The sequence below is a fragment of the Streptomyces sp. NBC_00872 genome (assembly GCF_045161915.1).
Taxonomy (GTDB): Bacteria; Actinomycetota; Actinomycetes; order Streptomycetales; family Streptomycetaceae; genus Streptomyces.
The window spans coordinates 2,367,708-2,383,510 of sequence record NZ_CP108806.1 but is presented as its reverse complement, the minus strand read 5'-3'; the positions used below and the strand labels follow the sequence as shown (position 1 = coordinate 2,383,510).

Here is a 15,803-nt window from a genome sequence, read left to right as displayed (position 1 = left end):
GAATGGGCAGTTATGGCGGTCATATCCCCGGTCGTAGTCGTACGGCTGATGCCGCCTGTCATGCCTGAACGGCGAGGACCAGCGGAAACACCCCCTTCGCCCCTGCCTTGCGCAGCAGTCGGGCGGCCACCGCGAGAGTCCAGCCGCTGTCCGAGAGATCGTCGACGAGCAGAACCGGACCGCCCGCCGAGGCGAGCGCGCCGGCCAGCTCGGGGGGTACGGTCAGCGATTCGTGCAGGGCACGCACCCGCTGAGCGCTGTTGGTGCGGGAGATATGGGTGTCGCCCGCCGCCGGCCCGTACTCGACCGTGCCGAGCAGCGGCATCCGGCCGATCTGCGAGATCCGGTCGCCGAGCGTGCCGACGAGCCGGGGCCGGCTCCGCGAGGCCACGGTGACGATCCCGACGGGCCGGGGTGGCGCGTCGGCAGCGCCGGAGGCCCAGCCGCCCGGTCCCTTGGCCCAGTCGGCGAGCACGCTGACCACCGCGTTCACCACATCGTCGGGCACCGGGCCGTCCGCGGCGTGCGCCGCCAGCATCGGCCGCAGCCTGTTGCCCCAGCCGATGTCGGACAGCCGCCCCAACGCCCGGCCGGCGAAGGACTGTTCGCCCGGGGGGATACGCCCCTTGAGATCGACACCGACCGCGGAGAGTCCGGTCGGCCACATCTTGCGCGGCTCCACCTCCACACCGGGCCTGCCCAGCTCACCGCGTGCGGCGTCGAGGGCGGCGGCGGTCACCTTGTCCTCGAACCGGGCCCCCGCGCAGTTGTCGCACCGACCGCACGGGACAGCTTCCTCGTCGTCCAGCTGCCGCCGCAGGAACTCCATCCGGCAGCCGTCCGCCGACGCGTAGTCGCGCATCGCCTGCTGTTCGGCCTCGCGCTGGCGCGACACCCAGGCGTACCGCTCGGTGTCGTACGCCCACGGGCGGCCCGTGGCGGTCCAGCCGCCCTTCACCCGGTGCACCGCTCCGTCCACATCGAGGACCTTGAGCATCGTCTCCAGACGCGTGCGCCGCAGCTCGACGAGGGGTTCGAGCGCGGGCAGCGACAGCGGCCGCTCGGCCCGGCCCAGGACATCGAGCGTCCGGCGGACCAGTTCCTCGGACGGGAACGCGACGGACGCGAAGTACTGCCAGATCGCTTCGTCCTCCCTGCCGGGCAGCAGCAGCACCTCGGCATGCTCCACCCCACGGCCCGCGCGGCCCACCTGCTGGTAGTAGGCGATGGGCGAGGAGGGGGAGCCGAGGTGCACCACGAATCCGAGGTCGGGCTTGTCGAACCCCATGCCCAGCGCCGAGGTGGCGACCAGTGCCTTCACCCTGTTCGCCAGCAGATCGTCCTCGGCCTGCTGACGGTCGGCGTTCTCCGTGCGTCCGGTGTACGAGGCGACCGTGTGCCCGCACTGCCGCAGATACGCCGTGACCTCCTCGGCCGCCGCGACCGTCAGGGTATAGATGATCCCCGAGCCGGGCAGCTCGCCGAGATGATCGGCCAGCCACGCCAGCCGGTGCGCGGCGTCCGGCAGCCGCAGCACATGGAGACTGAGACTCTCCCGGTCCAGTGGCCCGCGCAGCACGAGCGCGTCCGTCCCCGCCGCGGTGCCCAGCTGCTCGGCGACATCGGCGGTCACCCGTGAGTTCGCCGTGGCCGTGGTGGCGAGGACCGGAACACCGGACGGCAACTCAGCGAGCATCGTGCGCAGCCGCCGGTAGTCCGGACGGAAGTCATGGCCCCAGTCGGAGATGCAGTGCGCCTCGTCCACCACCAGCAGTCCCGTCGCCGCGGCGAGCCGGGGCAGGACCTGGTCCCGGAAGTCCGGATTGTTCAGCCGCTCCGGGCTGACCAGCAGCACGTCGACCTCGCCCGCGGCCACCTCGTCCTGGATCGTGTCCCATTCCTCCGCATTGGACGAGTTGATCGTCCGGGCCCGGATTCCGGCGCGGGCGGCGGCCTCCACCTGATTGCGCATCAGCGCGAGCAGCGGCGAGACGATCACGGTCGGGCCCGCGCCGCGCTCCCGCAGCAGTGAGGTCGCCACGAAATACACCGCGGACTTGCCCCACCCCGTCCGCTGGACCACCAGTGCCCTGCGTCTGTCGGCGACGAGCGCCTCGATGGCCCGCCACTGGTCCTCGCGCAGCCGGGCGGTGCCGGTGGTGTCACCGACGAGGCGGGTGAGTACGGAATCGGCCGAGGCCCGGAGAGCCGCGCGGTCTGCGTTGGTCATGTCCCCATGCAACCCGATGGCCCGGACAAAGCGCGAATGCGGCCACCAGCCTGTGGATAACGTTATCCACAGGGGTCGCGGGATTTGGCCCGCCGCGGGACGGTCGACCCATGAACAAGCACCACGAACCGACCGGATCCGCCGACCGCCAGCAGATCACCCTGCGCAGTCCCGCGGAACTCGCCGACGCCCTCCCGTATTTGCTCGGTTTCCACCCCACCGACTCCGTCGTCATGGTCGCTCTGCACGGCGATCAGGGGCGCTTCGGCGGGCGGCTCAGGCTCGGCATCCCGCGCTCGCCGCAGGAGTGGCCGCCGGTGGCCGAGCAGCTCGCCGAATGCCTGATCGAGGGAAGCGCGCGGCGCGGCTCCCGGCCCGACGGCATCGTTGTCTTCCTCTGCCAGGATCCGACGGAGGGCGGGACGGGCCGGCAGGTGATGGAGCGGCTCCGCCCGCTCGCACAGGGGCTGCGCACCGCGTGCGGGAGCCTCGATGTACCCGTGTACGAAGTGCTCTGTATCTCCGACGGCCGCTTCTGGTCCTACTGCTGCCCCGATGTCCGCTGCTGTCCGCCGGAGGGCACCGGGCTGGCCCTCCCCGGTACGTCGGTGATGGCCGCCGCCGCCACCTACGCCGGTGTCCAGGTCCGAGGATCACTGCGCGAGATGGAGGCGCGACTGTCGCCCTGGCGGACACCCGCCGCTGTGGCACAGGAACGGGCGCTGGACGAGGCGGGCGCGGCCCTTGTGCCGAAGATCCTGGTCGGGGGCAGCAGGGAAGAGGTCGGTGCCGAGACGCTGCGGACGGCGCGCACGCTCATGAAGCGGCTCGGGGAGGCGCCGCGTGGGGGAGAGACCGACACGGACGCCGAGGACGACCGGCTCATCAGCCATGACGAGGCGGCCGCCGTCATCCTCGGGCTCCAGGACCGGGAGACACGGGACCGGGCCGCGGAGTGGATGGAGGGTTCCCAGGCCGGGCCCGCCCTGCGGCTCTGGCGCGCGCTCTCCCGCCGCTGCGTCGGCCCCTACGCGGAACACGCGACCGCACCGCTCACCCTGGCCGGCTGGGTCGCCTGGTCCACCGGTGACGAGCCCGGCGCCAGGGTCGCCCTCGGGCTCGCCCTGCGCCTGGACCCCCGGTATGTCTTCGCGCAACTGCTCCACCAGGCCTGCAACGAGGGACTCGACCCCGAGACGCTGCGCCGCTGTCTCCGCCAGGAGCGTGCCGCGCGCGCTCTGCCCGGCGCACGCGGCGGGGAAGGGCGGCCCGCGTCGCGTCCGGTCCGTCCCCCTGTGCCACGGAAGGCACTGCCGCCCGCGGCACACCCCGGTGGGACGGCGGCGCGGGGCCGCGCGCCCCGGCGCGGTGGCAGGCGCGGCAGCAGGAGCGGGCGATGACGGCCGTGACCAGGTCGGCCGGGTGGGCGTTCACCTCAGTGGCGGAATCGTATGAGCCGCGCCGCCGCAGAGACGGCGGTCCTCCGGAGCGCAGAGAAGGCAGAGCAGACCACCCATGGCCCTCACCGCCCCTCCCCCGAACAGCGAGCCGCCGCGAGCCATCCCCTCCGGAGCCGGGCGCGGGAAGACCGTGCCGCGCGCGGTGCCGCCCGCCGTGCACCATGTCCTGCTCTGTGTCGCGCTGCCGTGTCTCGCGGTCTCGGCCGAGCACGGACAGCTCACCGGTGAGGGGATCGAGGGCTTCTACCAGTCCGGAAGGCGTCTGCTCTCCCGCTGCCGGCTGCGGATCGGCGGACGGGAACCCCTCCCGGTGCAGGGCAGGCTGGTCGCTGCGGACCGGGCGCGGTTCCTGGGGGTCGTCCGCACATCCGACGACGCCGGGCCCGACCCGGAGATCCATGTCGAACGGGTACGGGACGCCGACGGCACCGAGCGGATCACCCTGCACAGCTCGGCCCGCCGCGTCCGCAGATTCCCGGTGGAGATCTCCTTCGGCACCGACCTCGCGGAACTGGCCGCGATCGGAGCGGGCCAGGCCGGGCCCGGACTGCCCGCGGCCGTCCACCCCGCGGGGCTGCGCTGGTCCGCGCCCGGTGGCGGATCCGCCGTCGTCACCGCGTCCCCCGGCCCCCACGACACACTGGCCTCGGCGGGACTCCTGCGCTGGGAGGTGGAGCTGGGGCCCGGTGCCGCCCACACGATCGAACTGCGGATCCGCTCCGGCCGACCGGTACGGCCGACGGGCCGGACGGGGAGCAATCCACTGCCCGAGGCGGCGGCCGAGGGTGACGATCCCCGGGTGGGGGCGCTGTTCGCCGCGAGTCTCGGTGATCTCCGGGGGCTGCTGGTACGGGGGCCGGACGGCCCCGCGGATCTTCACCTCGCCGCGGGCGTGCCCTGGCGCTGCGGACCGCCCGCCGCCGAGGCGCTCTGGGCCGCACGGATGGTGCTTCCGCTCGGCACCCGGCTGGCCGCGGGCACGCTGCGCACCGTCGCCCGGGGCCAGTTCACCGGAAAGGGACGGGACTTCGGGCGGCTCCCCGGGCCGCTGCGGGACGCCGGTCCCCATCTGCCGCCGAGCTGCGGCGGTGTGGAGGCGACACTCGCCTTCCCCGTGGTCCTCGCCGAGGCACGCCGATGGGGGCTTCCCGAGAGCGAGCTGGCCGAGCTGCTGCCGGTCGCGGAGCGCTGTCTGCACTGGCTGCGCGCCGCCCCGGACGGTGGCGGGCTGCTGGGGGAGCCGGGCCCCGCCGGGCCTCAGCGGGTGGAGACCCAGGCCCACGCGCACCGCGCGGCCCTGCTGGGAGCCGATCTGCTGGACGCCTGCGGACGGCCGGGGGCCGACGGCTGGCGCGAGTGGGCGGGCGCGCTGCGGGTGCGGTTCGCGGAGACGTTCTGGATCGACGATCGCGCGGGGGGCCGTCCGGCCGCGGCACGTCTCCATGACGGCCGGCTGCTTCCGTATCCCAGCGGCAGCTCCGCCCATCTCCTGGACACCGGTCTGCTCGGGGAGGGCAGGGCGGCTCCGGGACTGCTGGACCGTGAGCGGACCGAGCAGTTGACCCGTGTGCTCGGCAGTCCCACGCTCGACTCCGGCTGGGGGCTGCGGGGTCTCGGTGCCAGGGAGCCGGGACACAATCCGTTCGGCCATCGCGCGGGTGCGGTGCGGGTCCATGAGACGGCCGTCGCGGTCGCCGGTCTGGCGATGGCCGGGCACGAGAAGGAAGCGGTGTCCCTGCTGCGTGGAGTGCTGGACGCGGCGGAGACCTTCGGCCATCGGCTGCCGGAGATGTACGCGGGGGAGCAGCGCACCGCCGGGGGCGCTCCCGTGCCGCACCCGGCGGCGTGCCGTCCGGCCGCCGTGGCGGCCGCTGCGGGCATCCATCTGCTCACCGCGCTCGTCGGTGTCCGCCCCGATGCCCCCGGTGGCACGGTCGCGCTGTATCCGGTCCGCTCGGCCCCGCTCGGGGCGGTCCGGCTCAGCGGGCTGCGGGTCGCGGGGGAGCCCTTCTCCGTACGGGTCAGCCGGCTCGGACTCGGGATGGTGGAGGAAGCGGCGGACGGGCTCCAACTCGGCGGGGGCGACGGATGAGCCCCGGGCGGGGAGCCGGATGAGCCTGCGTGTCCGACCCGGACATGAGGGCGGCCGGGAGAGCGAAAGAAGTAATCAGTGGTCATGACCGAAGGAGTGTTTATCGTCAGGCAGACGACTATGATCACGGCATGTCGCCCTACGACCCGTCGGCCTTCCCCGCTTTTGCCGTCACCGTCGACCTGGTCGTGCTCACCGTGCGGCGCCACGCGCTCTGCGCGCTGGTCGTACGGCGCGGGGAGTCGCCGTTCCAGGGCCGGTGGGCGCTGCCCGGCGGTTTTGTCAGGGCCGACGAGGATCTCGCCGACGCGGCGGCGCGGGAACTGTCCGAGGAGACCGGGCTCTGCGCCCACGATCCCCACGCGCCGGCGCCCGGGAACGGGGCCCATCTGGAACAGCTCGCGACCTACGGGGACCCCGGACGGGACCCCCGGATGCGGGTGGTCAGTGTCGCCCATCTGGCGCTCTCGCCCGACCTTCCGGCCCCCCGCGCGGGGGGTGACGCCAACAGCGCGCGATGGGCCCCCGTCGAGGCGCTGCTCAACCAGGAGGGTGGTTTCGTCCGTGAGGACGGACAACCCGCGCAGCTCGCTTTCGACCATGGGCGGATCCTCGCGGACGGTGTGGAGCGAGCCCGTTCCAAGATCGAGTACTCCTCGCTCGCCACCGCGTTCTGCCCGTCCGAGTTCACCGTCGGTGAGCTGCGTCGGGTGTACGAGGCGGTGTGGGGCGTGGCGCTCGATCCCCGTAACTTCCACCGCAAGGTGACGGGGACGCCGGGTTTCCTGGTGCCGTCCGGGGGCACCACCACCCGGCAGGGCGGCCGGCCCGCCCAGCTCTTCCGGGCCGGCGGGGCGACCGTGCTCAACCCGCCCATGCTGCGGCCCGAGGTCTGACGGAGAGGGAGACCGGGGCGGGGACAGTGGCGGCCTGACGGCCCGTCAGTCATGAGTCGATGGTGTCAGGTGTCGGGACATAAGACACCCGGGTAGAGAGCCCTGCGCTGCAAGTCGGACATATCGCGTTATCTTGCTGCGGTACTCACCCTGCCGCCGAGCGGTCTCACCCCGCGGGAGAAGCGATGCTCCAGGCCGTCGGACTGACCAGCACCCCCCGTCGAGACCTCACCTCCGCCGTGGACGATCTGACCTTCGAGGCCCGGCCCGGTTCCGTCACCGCGCTTCTCGGTGCCTCCGGCGCGGGCAAGACGACGGCACTCAGACTGATGCTCGAACTCCAATCCGGCCGAGGGATCACCTACTTCCGCGGCCGTCCGCTCCATCGCATCGCCCATCCGGCGCGTGAGATCGGGGTGCTCCTCAGTGATCTGCCCGGCCATCCCGGACGCACGGTCAGGGGCCAGCTCAAGATGCTCAGCGCCGCCGCGGGCGTCCCCGCCTCGCGCGCCGACGAACTCCTCGACGTCGTGGGCCTCAAAGGCCTGCGCGACGAACGTCTCGGCACGCTCTCGCTCGGTATGGAGCGCAGACTCGGGCTCGCCGCCGCGCTGTTGGGCGACCCGCACACCCTGCTGCTCGACGCGCCGTCCGGGGGACTCTCGCCCCGCGAGACCAACTGGCTGTTCGGACTGCTCAGCGCGCACGCGGCCCAGGGCGGCACGGTCCTCTACACCACCGACGACCCGAAGGAGGCCGCTCGAACCGCCGATCATGTCGTCACCATCGACGACGGCCGCCTTGTCGCCGACCAGGACGGGGCGGCCTTCGCCCGCACCAGGCTGCGCCCGCGCGTCGCTGTCAGGACACCGCACGCCGCACGTCTCGCCGATGTGCTGAGCCGTGAGGCCCGCGCGAGCAGACGCTCCGTCGAGGTGGTGGCCGAGGCGGGCAGCCGGCTCACCGTCTTCGGCAGCACCTGCCCCGAGATCGGCGAGGCGGCCTTCCGGCACGGAATCCTCGTCCATCAGCTCGCCGACGAGTTCGGTGACACCGGTCCGGGTCCGGTTCCCCGCCTCGCCCCGGTCCCGGCCGCCGTCTCCGTTCCGGTACCCGGCCCCGGCTCGGGCTCGAGCTCGGGCCCCGGCTCAAACGCGGGCCCCGGTTTCGGTTCCGGTTCCGGTTCTTTCTTCCGCACCGTCTCCGTACCGGGTCCGGCTCGGACCTTCAAGCTTCGGCAGACACGGGCCGAGGCGGATACGGCACCGACCGAGGCGTTGGGCACCCCGCACGCCGCGCCGCACACGCCGTCCCACGCCACGCCGCACGTCGCTTCGCACGCCGCTCCGCAGATCGCCCCTCACTCCGGGACGCACAACAGTCCGCACATCGAACCCCGGGCCGAACCGGCGGCCGACGGTCTCGGGCCGCTGCCGCCGCCGCTGTCGGCCCGCCCGGTCCGCAGTCCGCTCAGACCGGTGCGTTACGAACTCCGCCGCCTGCTCGGTGTCCCCAGCACCCATCTGATCGTGGCCGCCGTCCTTGTCGCGTCGACGGTTCTCGCCGTGACCCTCGCCCACACCGGCAGGACCCCGCTGCCCGGTCTGCTCGCGGCCTGGCCGGGCATTCTGCCGCTGCCGCCCGCCGCGCTCGGTGCCGGACTGCTCGGCGCGCTCTCCTTCGGCCACGAATTCCGCTACCCCGCGCTCGCCGGTGCGCACGGCACCGTTCCACGCCGTCTCGGGCTGCTGCTCGCCAAGTCCGTGGTGACGGCGGCCTCAGCACTGCTTCTCACCCTGCTGGTGGTGGTGGCCGACCTCGGGGTCCTGCGTCTCGTGTACGGCGCCGGCGCCGCGCCCGTACCGGACAACTGGATGGCGCTCTGTGTCGGCTGGGCCGGTCTCGCCGCCGGCTCGGCCTGGGCGGGGCTGCTCGCCGCCGGGGTCTTCCGCGCCGCGGTCGCCGGGGTGGCCGCGGTGATCGCCGTACCGACCCTGGTCGTACCCCTGCTTCAGATGGTGTTCGCCGGTCCGTCCGCGCGTTCGACGGCCGGACTCCCGGGCAGACTCCGTGAACTGGCGTGGCTCCAGTGGCCCGGCCAGGTCGACCGGTGGCTGATGATCGCGGTCAGACTCGTTGCCCAACCGATCGCGGCAGCACTGACGTTGTCACTTTCAGTTCTTCTCTGTGCATATCTGTTCACCGGCCTTCGTCGCAGGGCCCGTTGGTGACCGAGGAACGACCGGAGCGTGCCCTCCTGTCCACAACTCCCCTGAGAAAGCCCGCTTCTTTCCGATAAGGCGTCAATCGAAGAGCGAGCGCCGATCACCCTTTCGTGTGCTTTTCACCAAAGACCTCAAGGCTCATGGAAGCAACGCCGACAAAGGATGCGTGAGTACCCTTGCGCACACCATGATGACCGCCGCCCGTTCCGTCGACTCCGGCCTCGCCGACCCGGGTGAACTCGACCGCTACCCCTTCGCGGAGGCGCCCGGCGCCGACCGCGCGGCCGCCCCCGTCTGGGAGGGCGCCGACACCGATTTGGGCCGGGTGGGACGGCGTACGACGAGCAGCCGCGGCCGCGGACTGCACGGCCAACTCGTCCAGCAGCTCGGGCAGATGATCGTCTCCGGAGACCTGGGCGCCGACCGGCCGCTCGTACCCGAGGAGATCGGCCAGCGCTTCGAGGTCTCCCGCACCGTGGTGCGGGAGTCGTTGCGCGTGCTGGAGGCCAAGGGCCTCGTGAGTGCGCGGCCCAATGTCGGTACCCGTGTCCGTCCGGTGAGCGACTGGAATCTGCTCGACCCCGACATCATCGAATGGCGGGCTTTCGGACCACAGCGTGACGACCAGCGCCGTGAGCTGACCGAGCTGCGCTGGACGATCGAGCCCCTGGCGGCACGTCTGGCGGCCGGCCACGGCAGGGCGGAGGTCCAGCAGCGGCTCACCGACATGGTGGAGATCATGGGCCACGCCCTCGCCCAGGGTGACTCGATCACCTTCGCGCGTGCGGACGCCGAATATCACTCCCTGCTGATCCAGCTCGCGGGCAACCGCATGCTGGAGCACCTCTCCGGCATCGTTTCCGCCGCCCTCCAGGTCTCCGGTGGCCCGATCACCGGATGTGACCGCCCCACCGAGGTCTCGCTCGCCCACCACACGCGGATCGTCGACGCCCTCGCCACCGGCGACGCGCACGCCGCGGAATCGGCCATGCGTCAACTGCTCACCGTGCAGCCCGAGGTGGAGCGCGTCGTGCCAGCGCCGCGCGAGCACTGAGCGCCGCCGCAGCCAGGACGTACGGGGATGTACGCATCGTGTGTCGCCGGACCCGGAGGGTCCGGCGATGCGATTGTGGGGCCTTAGATCCCACTTCTGCTCGCTTTGTCGCAAATGAGGTGTGACTCGGGCCACGTGGATTGGGCGTAACACTCCTCGAGGCAGGGCGATGACTTAAGAGGTGACAGCCGAGGAGGGAATACGACCGCCGTGCGTGGCGCTGTATTCACCCTCTGAGGTCCTAACCCGCGCCGTCGGCACATCCCCAGCCGACGGTCGTCGGCTCCGGCCCGAACCTGGGCGGGGCCGGAAGCCGTTTCCATCGTTCCGAGAGGTTGTTCGTGTCGGCCAGCACATCCCGTACGCTCCCGCCGGAGATCGCCGAGTCCGAGTCTGTGATGGCGCTCATCGAGCGGGGAAAGGCTGATGGGCAGATCGCCGGCGATGACGTGCGTCGGGCCTTCGAGGCCGACCAGATTCCGCCAACCCAGTGGAAGAATGTTCTGCGCAGCCTCAACCAGATCCTCGAGGAAGAGGGTGTGACGCTGATGGTCAGTGCCGCGGAGTCGCCCAAGCGCACCCGCAAGAGCGTCGCAGCGAAGAGCCCGGTCAAGCGCACCGCCACCAAGACTGTCGCGACCAAGACGACCACGACGAAGACCGTCGCGGCCGCCACCGCGGCTCCCGTGGTCGAGAGTGTGGACATGGCGGCCGACGAGGCCGCCGTAACCGCCAAGAAGACCGCCGCGAAGAAGACCGTGGCCAAGAAGGCGACGGTCAAGAAGACCGCAGCCAAGAAGACGACCGCCAAGAAGACCACGGGCAAGAAGGACGCCGACGAGGTCGCGGACGGCGATGAGCCGACCGATGAGATCCAGGGCGGCAAGGTCGAGGAGGAGGAGACCGAGGGCGAGAACAAGGGCTTCGTACTCTCCGACGACGACGAGGACGACGCGCCGGCCCAGCAGGTCGCCGTCGCCGGTGCCACCGCCGACCCGGTCAAGGACTATCTGAAGCAGATCGGCAAGGTCCCGCTCCTCAACGCGGAGCAGGAGGTCGAACTCGCCAAGCGCATCGAGGCCGGTCTCTTCGCCGAGGACAAGCTGGCCAACTCCGACAAGCTCGCGCCGAAGCTCAAGCGTGAGCTGGAGATCATCGCGGAGGACGGCCGACGCGCCAAGAACCATCTGCTGGAGGCCAACCTCCGGCTCGTGGTCTCGCTGGCCAAGCGCTACACCGGCCGCGGCATGCTCTTCCTGGACCTGATCCAGGAGGGCAACCTCGGTCTGATCCGCGCGGTCGAGAAGTTCGACTACACCAAGGGCTACAAGTTCTCCACGTACGCCACCTGGTGGATCCGTCAGGCGATCACCCGCGCCATGGCCGACCAGGCCCGCACCATCCGTATCCCGGTGCACATGGTCGAGGTCATCAACAAGCTCGCGCGCGTCCAGCGCCAGATGCTCCAGGACCTGGGCCGTGAGCCCACCCCGGAGGAGCTGGCCAAGGAGCTCGACATGACCCCTGAGAAGGTCATCGAGGTCCAGAAGTACGGCCGTGAGCCGATCTCGCTGCACACCCCGCTGGGCGAGGACGGCGACAGCGAGTTCGGAGACCTCATCGAGGACTCCGAGGCGGTCGTCCCGGCCGACGCGGTGAGCTTCACGCTTCTCCAGGAGCAGCTCCACTCGGTGCTCGACACGCTCTCCGAGCGTGAGGCGGGCGTGGTCTCCATGCGCTTCGGCCTCACGGACGGCCAGCCCAAGACGCTGGACGAGATCGGCAAGGTCTACGGCGTGACGCGGGAGCGTATTCGTCAGATCGAGTCCAAGACGATGTCGAAGCTGCGCCACCCGTCGCGTTCGCAGGTCCTGCGCGACTATCTCGATTAGGTCTCTTTCAGGGGCGCACTGAAGCGCGTTCGAAGGCCCGGATGCCACCACGGATCCGGGCCTTCGCCTCGTGCGCGGGGTGCGGGACGGACGGGGGAGGATGACTCTGGGTAGATACGTCTTCACCGGAGAGTCAGGAGCCCGTATGCGTCATTCGCTTGCCCGAGTGCTGACGGGAGGAGTGGCGGTGATCGCGGCGGGGGTCCTGTCGCCGCTTCTCGCGCCGCCGCCCGCCGTCGCCGAGAGTGTGGTCATCGGTGGTGAGCCGGTACGGGTCGCCGACAGCCCCTGGGCCGTGGCCGTGTCCAGCCGTGACCGCTTCGGCGGTACGCGGGCGGGCCAGTTCTGCGGGGGCGTGGTGGTGGCTCCCACGAAAGTGCTGACGGCCGCTCACTGTATGAGCCCGGATGTGCTCGGAGGGCCTCCGGGACAGGTGCGCGACCTCAGGATCATCGCGGGGCGGGACCGGCTGCGCGCCAAGGGCGGGCATGTCGTCGCCGTACGGTCCGTCCAGGTCGATCCGGGGTACGACCCGGGCACCAACGCGGCGGATCTGGCCGTGCTGACTCTGGAGCGCCCGCTGCCCGGAAGATACGCGATCCGGCCGGCGGAGCCCGGTGACTCCGCCGCGGAGCCGGGGACCGCCGCCGCCGTCTACGGCTGGGGCGACACCTCGGGTGACGGCGACTACGCCAGCACGCTGCGTTCGGCGCCGGTGACGGTCCTGCCGGACGCGAACTGTTCGCGGGCGTACCCGGGTGGCGGCTCAGGTGGCCGCTACGAGCCCTCCACGATGCTCTGTGCGGGCGATCCCGCGGGCGGGCACGACGCCTGCCAGGGGGACAGCGGAGGGCCGCTGGTGGCCCAGGGGCGCCTTATCGGGCTGGTCTCCTGGGGGAGCGGCTGTGGACGCCAGGACAGTCCCGGGGTCTACACCCGGATCACCACGGGGGTCAGGGCCGTCGCCACCGCGGTCGGAGCACACGTTCCGCGGTGACGAGAACAGGCGGCCACCTCGCTCTCAGCGGAGGTGGCCGCCCGTCGGTCGGTCAGGACCGACCCTTGGCTCGTCGTGGATGCGAGGTGTCAGCGCTCCTCTTCACCACCGCCGGCCGGCACGGCCGTCAGTCGGTCGCTCTCATCCTGTATTTCCGCGGCGATCTTCTTGAGTTCCGGCTCGAACTTACGTCCGTGGTGGGCGCAGAAGAGCAGTTCACCACCGCTGATCAGGACGACGCGCAGATAGGCCTGCGCGCCGCAGCGGTCGCAGCGGTCAGCCGCGGTCAGCGGGCTCGCGGGGGTCAGAACAGTAGTCACGTCGCCTCTTCTCTAGCTCGACGAGCTGTCGTACCAGGGTCAACATCCAACCAGGCCGAAAACGTTCCCGCTCTCGGCTTTTCCTTGAAAACTTCTTTCCGGGTGGCTGGCTGCTGGCGGTTGGCGGCGAATGGGCCGTATCGCTCCGCTCGGGCTTCGCTCTACGGGGTTCGCGTTGCTTGACAGTGCTTGTCAGTGGGGAGCGCCCTCGCCGGCTGGCTTGCCGGTTGTTGATGAGGACGTGCCCGGAGCCTAAATGGTTCATGCCTGGAAGGGAACGTGATGTGTGCTTCACCCCGACGAGGGATCGAACACCTATGCGACCGTGGACTAGCATAAGAAATCGCGAGGGTGGCGTGACAACGGCTCTACCAGGCCTCTGTACCCTCTGACCGGTGACAGACGCCGGGCCTTTACCCCACGGGGCCACATCTCAAATTCAGCGAGGAGCGAACCGCGTGACCGCCGAGACGTCCGTGCCGTCCACTGCGCTGCTGACCGCAGACCGTGACGGCTCCAACTACACCGCGCGGCACCTGCTCGTCCTTGAGGGGCTCGAAGCGGTCCGCAAGCGACCCGGAATGTATATCGGCTCGACCGACAGCCGTGGTCTGATGCACTGCCTCTGGGAGATCATCGACAACTCCGTCGACGAGGCCCTGGGCGGGTACTGCGATCACATCGAGGTGATCCTCCACGAGGACGGCTCGGTCGAGGTCAAGGACAACGGCCGGGGCATTCCGGTCGACGTCGAGCCCAAGACCGGCCTGTCCGGCATCGAGGTCGTCATGACCAAGCTGCACGCCGGCGGCAAGTTCGGCGGCGGCTCGTACGCCGCCTCGGGCGGCCTCCACGGTGTGGGTGCCTCCGTGGTGAACGCGCTCTCCGCCCGGCTCGATGTCGAGGTGGACCGCAACAGCGCCACCCACTCGATCAGCTTCCGCCGCGGAGTTCCCGGGATCTTCACCGAACCGGGACCCGACAGCCCCTTCGATCCGGCGAACGGGCTGATCAAGGGCAAGCGGGTGCCCAAGGCGCGGACCGGTACGCGCGTGCGCTACTGGGCCGACCGGCAGATCTTCCTCAAGGACGCCAAGCTCTCCCTGGAGACGCTCCACCAGCGCGCCCGCCAGACCGCCTTCCTGGTCCCCGGACTGACCATCGTCGTCAGGGACGAGCGCGCGGCCGGCGAGAGCGAGGGCAACGGCACGGTCGAGGAGACATTCCGTTTCGACGGCGGCATCAGCGAGTTCTGCGAGTATCTGGCGCAGGACAAGGCCGTCTGCGACGTGCTGCGCCTGACCGGTCAGGGCACCTTCAAGGAGACCGTCCCGGTTCTGGACGACCGCGGGCACATGACACCCACCGAGGTCACCCGGGAGCTGGGTGTCGACATCGCGCTGCGCTGGGGCACCGGGTACGAGACCACGGTCAAGTCGTTCGTGAACATCATCGCGACGCCCAAGGGCGGTACGCATGTGAGCGGCTTCGAGCGCTCGCTGACCAGGACGGTCAACGAGGTGCTGCGCTCGGCCAAGATGCTCAGGGTCGCCGAGGACGACATCGTCAAGGACGACGCCCTGGAGGGCCTGACCGCCGTGGTCACGGTGCGGCTCGCCGAACCTCAGTTCGAGGGTCAGACCAAGGAGGTGCTGGGCACCTCGGCGGCCAACCGGATCGTCTCCAACGTCGTCGCGAAGGAGCTCAAGGAGTTCCTGACGTCCACGAAGCGTGATGCCAAGGCGCAGGCACGGGCCGTGCTGGAGAAGGCCGTCGCCGCCGCCCGTACGCGGATCGCGGCCCGCCAGCACAAGGAGGCGCAGCGCAGGAAGACCGCGCTGGAGTCCTCCTCGCTGCCGGCCAAGCTCGCCGACTGCCGCAGCGACGACGTGGACCGCAGCGAGCTGTTCATCGTGGAGGGGGACTCCGCGCTCGGTACGGCCAAGCTCGCCAGGAACAGTGAGTTCCAGGCGCTGCTGCCGATCCGGGGCAAGATCCTCAATGTCCAGAAGTCATCCGTCTCGGACATGCTCAAGAACGCCGAGTGCGGGGCGATCATCCAGGTCATAGGGGCGGGCTCGGGCCGCACGTTCGATATCGACGCGGCCCGCTACGGCAAGATCGTGCTCCTCGTCGACGCCGATGTCGACGGCGCACACATCCGCTGTCTGCTGCTCACGCTCTTCCAGCGCTACATGCGGCCGATGGTGGAGGCGGGCCGGGTCTTCGCCGCCGTACCGCCGCTGCACCGGATCGAGCTGGTGCAGCCCAAGCGGGGCCAGGACAAGTACGTGTACACGTACTCGGACAACGAGCTGCGGCAGACGCTGCTGGAGTACCAGCGCAAGAACATCCGGTTCAAGGACTCCATCCAGCGCTACAAGGGTCTGGGCGAGATGGACGCCGACCAGCTCGCGGAGACCACGATGGATCCGCGCCACCGCACCCTGCGACGGATCAACATCGGGGACCTGGAATCGTCCGAGCAGATCTTCGATCTGCTGATGGGCAATGAGGTGGCGCCCCGCAAGGAGTTCATCACCAGCTCCGCGGCGACCCTGGACCGCTCGCGCATCGACGCCTGAGCCACGACCTCGCGAGCGCGGCCTCCACCCACGGGTGGAGGCCGCGTTTCCA

General features: G+C 70.7%; 10 protein-coding genes. 8 read left to right on the top strand and 2 right to left on the bottom strand.

The genetic code is table 11. From position 1 onward, the window contains the following. Window positions 1-58: 58 nt before the first annotated feature. Entirely contained in the window at window positions 59-2,230 is a 2,172-nt protein-coding gene (locus OG214_RS10120) for a RecQ family ATP-dependent DNA helicase (protein WP_405984561.1), read from the bottom strand. 110 nt (window positions 2,231-2,340) lie between these two features. On the opposite strand from OG214_RS10120, the gene OG214_RS10115 reads away from it, so the two are divergent. The 7 genes from OG214_RS10115 to OG214_RS10085 all read left to right on the top strand — a co-directional run bounded on the left by OG214_RS10115 (window position 2,341) and on the right by OG214_RS10085 (window position 12,846). Next, on the top strand, window positions 2,341-3,630 hold the full coding sequence (locus OG214_RS10115; RefSeq protein WP_405984560.1) for a DUF4192 domain-containing protein: 1,290 nt from the start codon (window positions 2,341-2,343) through the stop codon (window positions 3,628-3,630). Window positions 3,631-3,745: 115 nt separating this feature from the next. Then, window positions 3,746-5,782 (top strand): glycogen debranching N-terminal domain-containing protein, encoded by a 2,037-nt coding sequence (locus OG214_RS10110; protein ID WP_405984559.1) that lies wholly within the window; start codon window positions 3,746-3,748, stop codon window positions 5,780-5,782. A gap of 131 nt (window positions 5,783-5,913) precedes the next feature. After that, complete coding sequence (locus tag OG214_RS10105) at window positions 5,914-6,678, top strand: NUDIX domain-containing protein (RefSeq protein WP_363080890.1); 765 nt, start codon at window positions 5,914-5,916, stop codon at window positions 6,676-6,678. A 185-nt stretch (window positions 6,679-6,863) separates the two neighbouring features. Beyond that, window positions 6,864-8,909 carry an ATP-binding cassette domain-containing protein gene (locus OG214_RS10100; protein WP_405984558.1) on the top strand — a complete coding sequence of 682 codons (2,046 nt, stop codon included), beginning with the start codon at window positions 6,864-6,866 and terminating at the stop codon, window positions 8,907-8,909. Window positions 8,910-9,069: 160 nt separating this feature from the next. Further along, window positions 9,070-9,957, top strand: a complete 888-nt coding sequence (locus OG214_RS10095) for a FadR/GntR family transcriptional regulator (RefSeq protein ID WP_363080888.1) — start codon at window positions 9,070-9,072, stop codon at window positions 9,955-9,957. A gap of 341 nt (window positions 9,958-10,298) precedes the next feature. Further along, entirely contained in the window at window positions 10,299-11,849 is a 1,551-nt protein-coding gene (locus OG214_RS10090) for an RNA polymerase sigma factor (RefSeq protein WP_363080887.1), read from the top strand. A gap of 145 nt (window positions 11,850-11,994) precedes the next feature. Further along, complete coding sequence (locus OG214_RS10085) at window positions 11,995-12,846, top strand: serine protease (RefSeq protein ID WP_363080886.1); 852 nt, start codon at window positions 11,995-11,997, stop codon at window positions 12,844-12,846. An 89-nt stretch (window positions 12,847-12,935) separates the two neighbouring features. Here OG214_RS10085 and OG214_RS10080 read toward each other — a convergent pair whose 3' ends face one another. Next, entirely contained in the window at window positions 12,936-13,166 is a 231-nt protein-coding gene (locus OG214_RS10080; RefSeq protein WP_363080885.1) for a hypothetical protein, read from the bottom strand. A gap of 458 nt (window positions 13,167-13,624) precedes the next feature. On the opposite strand from OG214_RS10080, the gene OG214_RS10075 reads away from it, so the two are divergent. Beyond that, window positions 13,625-15,751 (top strand): DNA topoisomerase IV subunit B, encoded by a 2,127-nt coding sequence (locus tag OG214_RS10075; RefSeq protein ID WP_363080884.1) that lies wholly within the window; start codon window positions 13,625-13,627, stop codon window positions 15,749-15,751. Window positions 15,752-15,803: the final 52 nt, after the last annotated feature.

Excerpts from the sequence above, each read along its gene's own strand:
- OG214_RS10120 (WP_405984561.1), bottom strand. The coding sequence starts at position 2,230 with ATGACCAACGCAGACCGCGCGGCTCTCCGGGCCTCGGCCGATTCCGTA.
- OG214_RS10115 (WP_405984560.1), top strand. The coding sequence starts at position 2,341 with ATGAACAAGCACCACGAACCGACCGGATCCGCCGACCGCCAGCAGATC.
- OG214_RS10110 (WP_405984559.1), top strand. The coding sequence starts at position 3,746 with ATGGCCCTCACCGCCCCTCCCCCGAACAGCGAGCCGCCGCGAGCCATC.
- OG214_RS10105 (WP_363080890.1), top strand. The coding sequence starts at position 5,914 with ATGTCGCCCTACGACCCGTCGGCCTTCCCCGCTTTTGCCGTCACCGTC.
- OG214_RS10100 (WP_405984558.1), top strand. The coding sequence starts at position 6,864 with ATGCTCCAGGCCGTCGGACTGACCAGCACCCCCCGTCGAGACCTCACC.
- OG214_RS10085 (WP_363080886.1), top strand. The coding sequence starts at position 11,995 with ATGCGTCATTCGCTTGCCCGAGTGCTGACGGGAGGAGTGGCGGTGATC.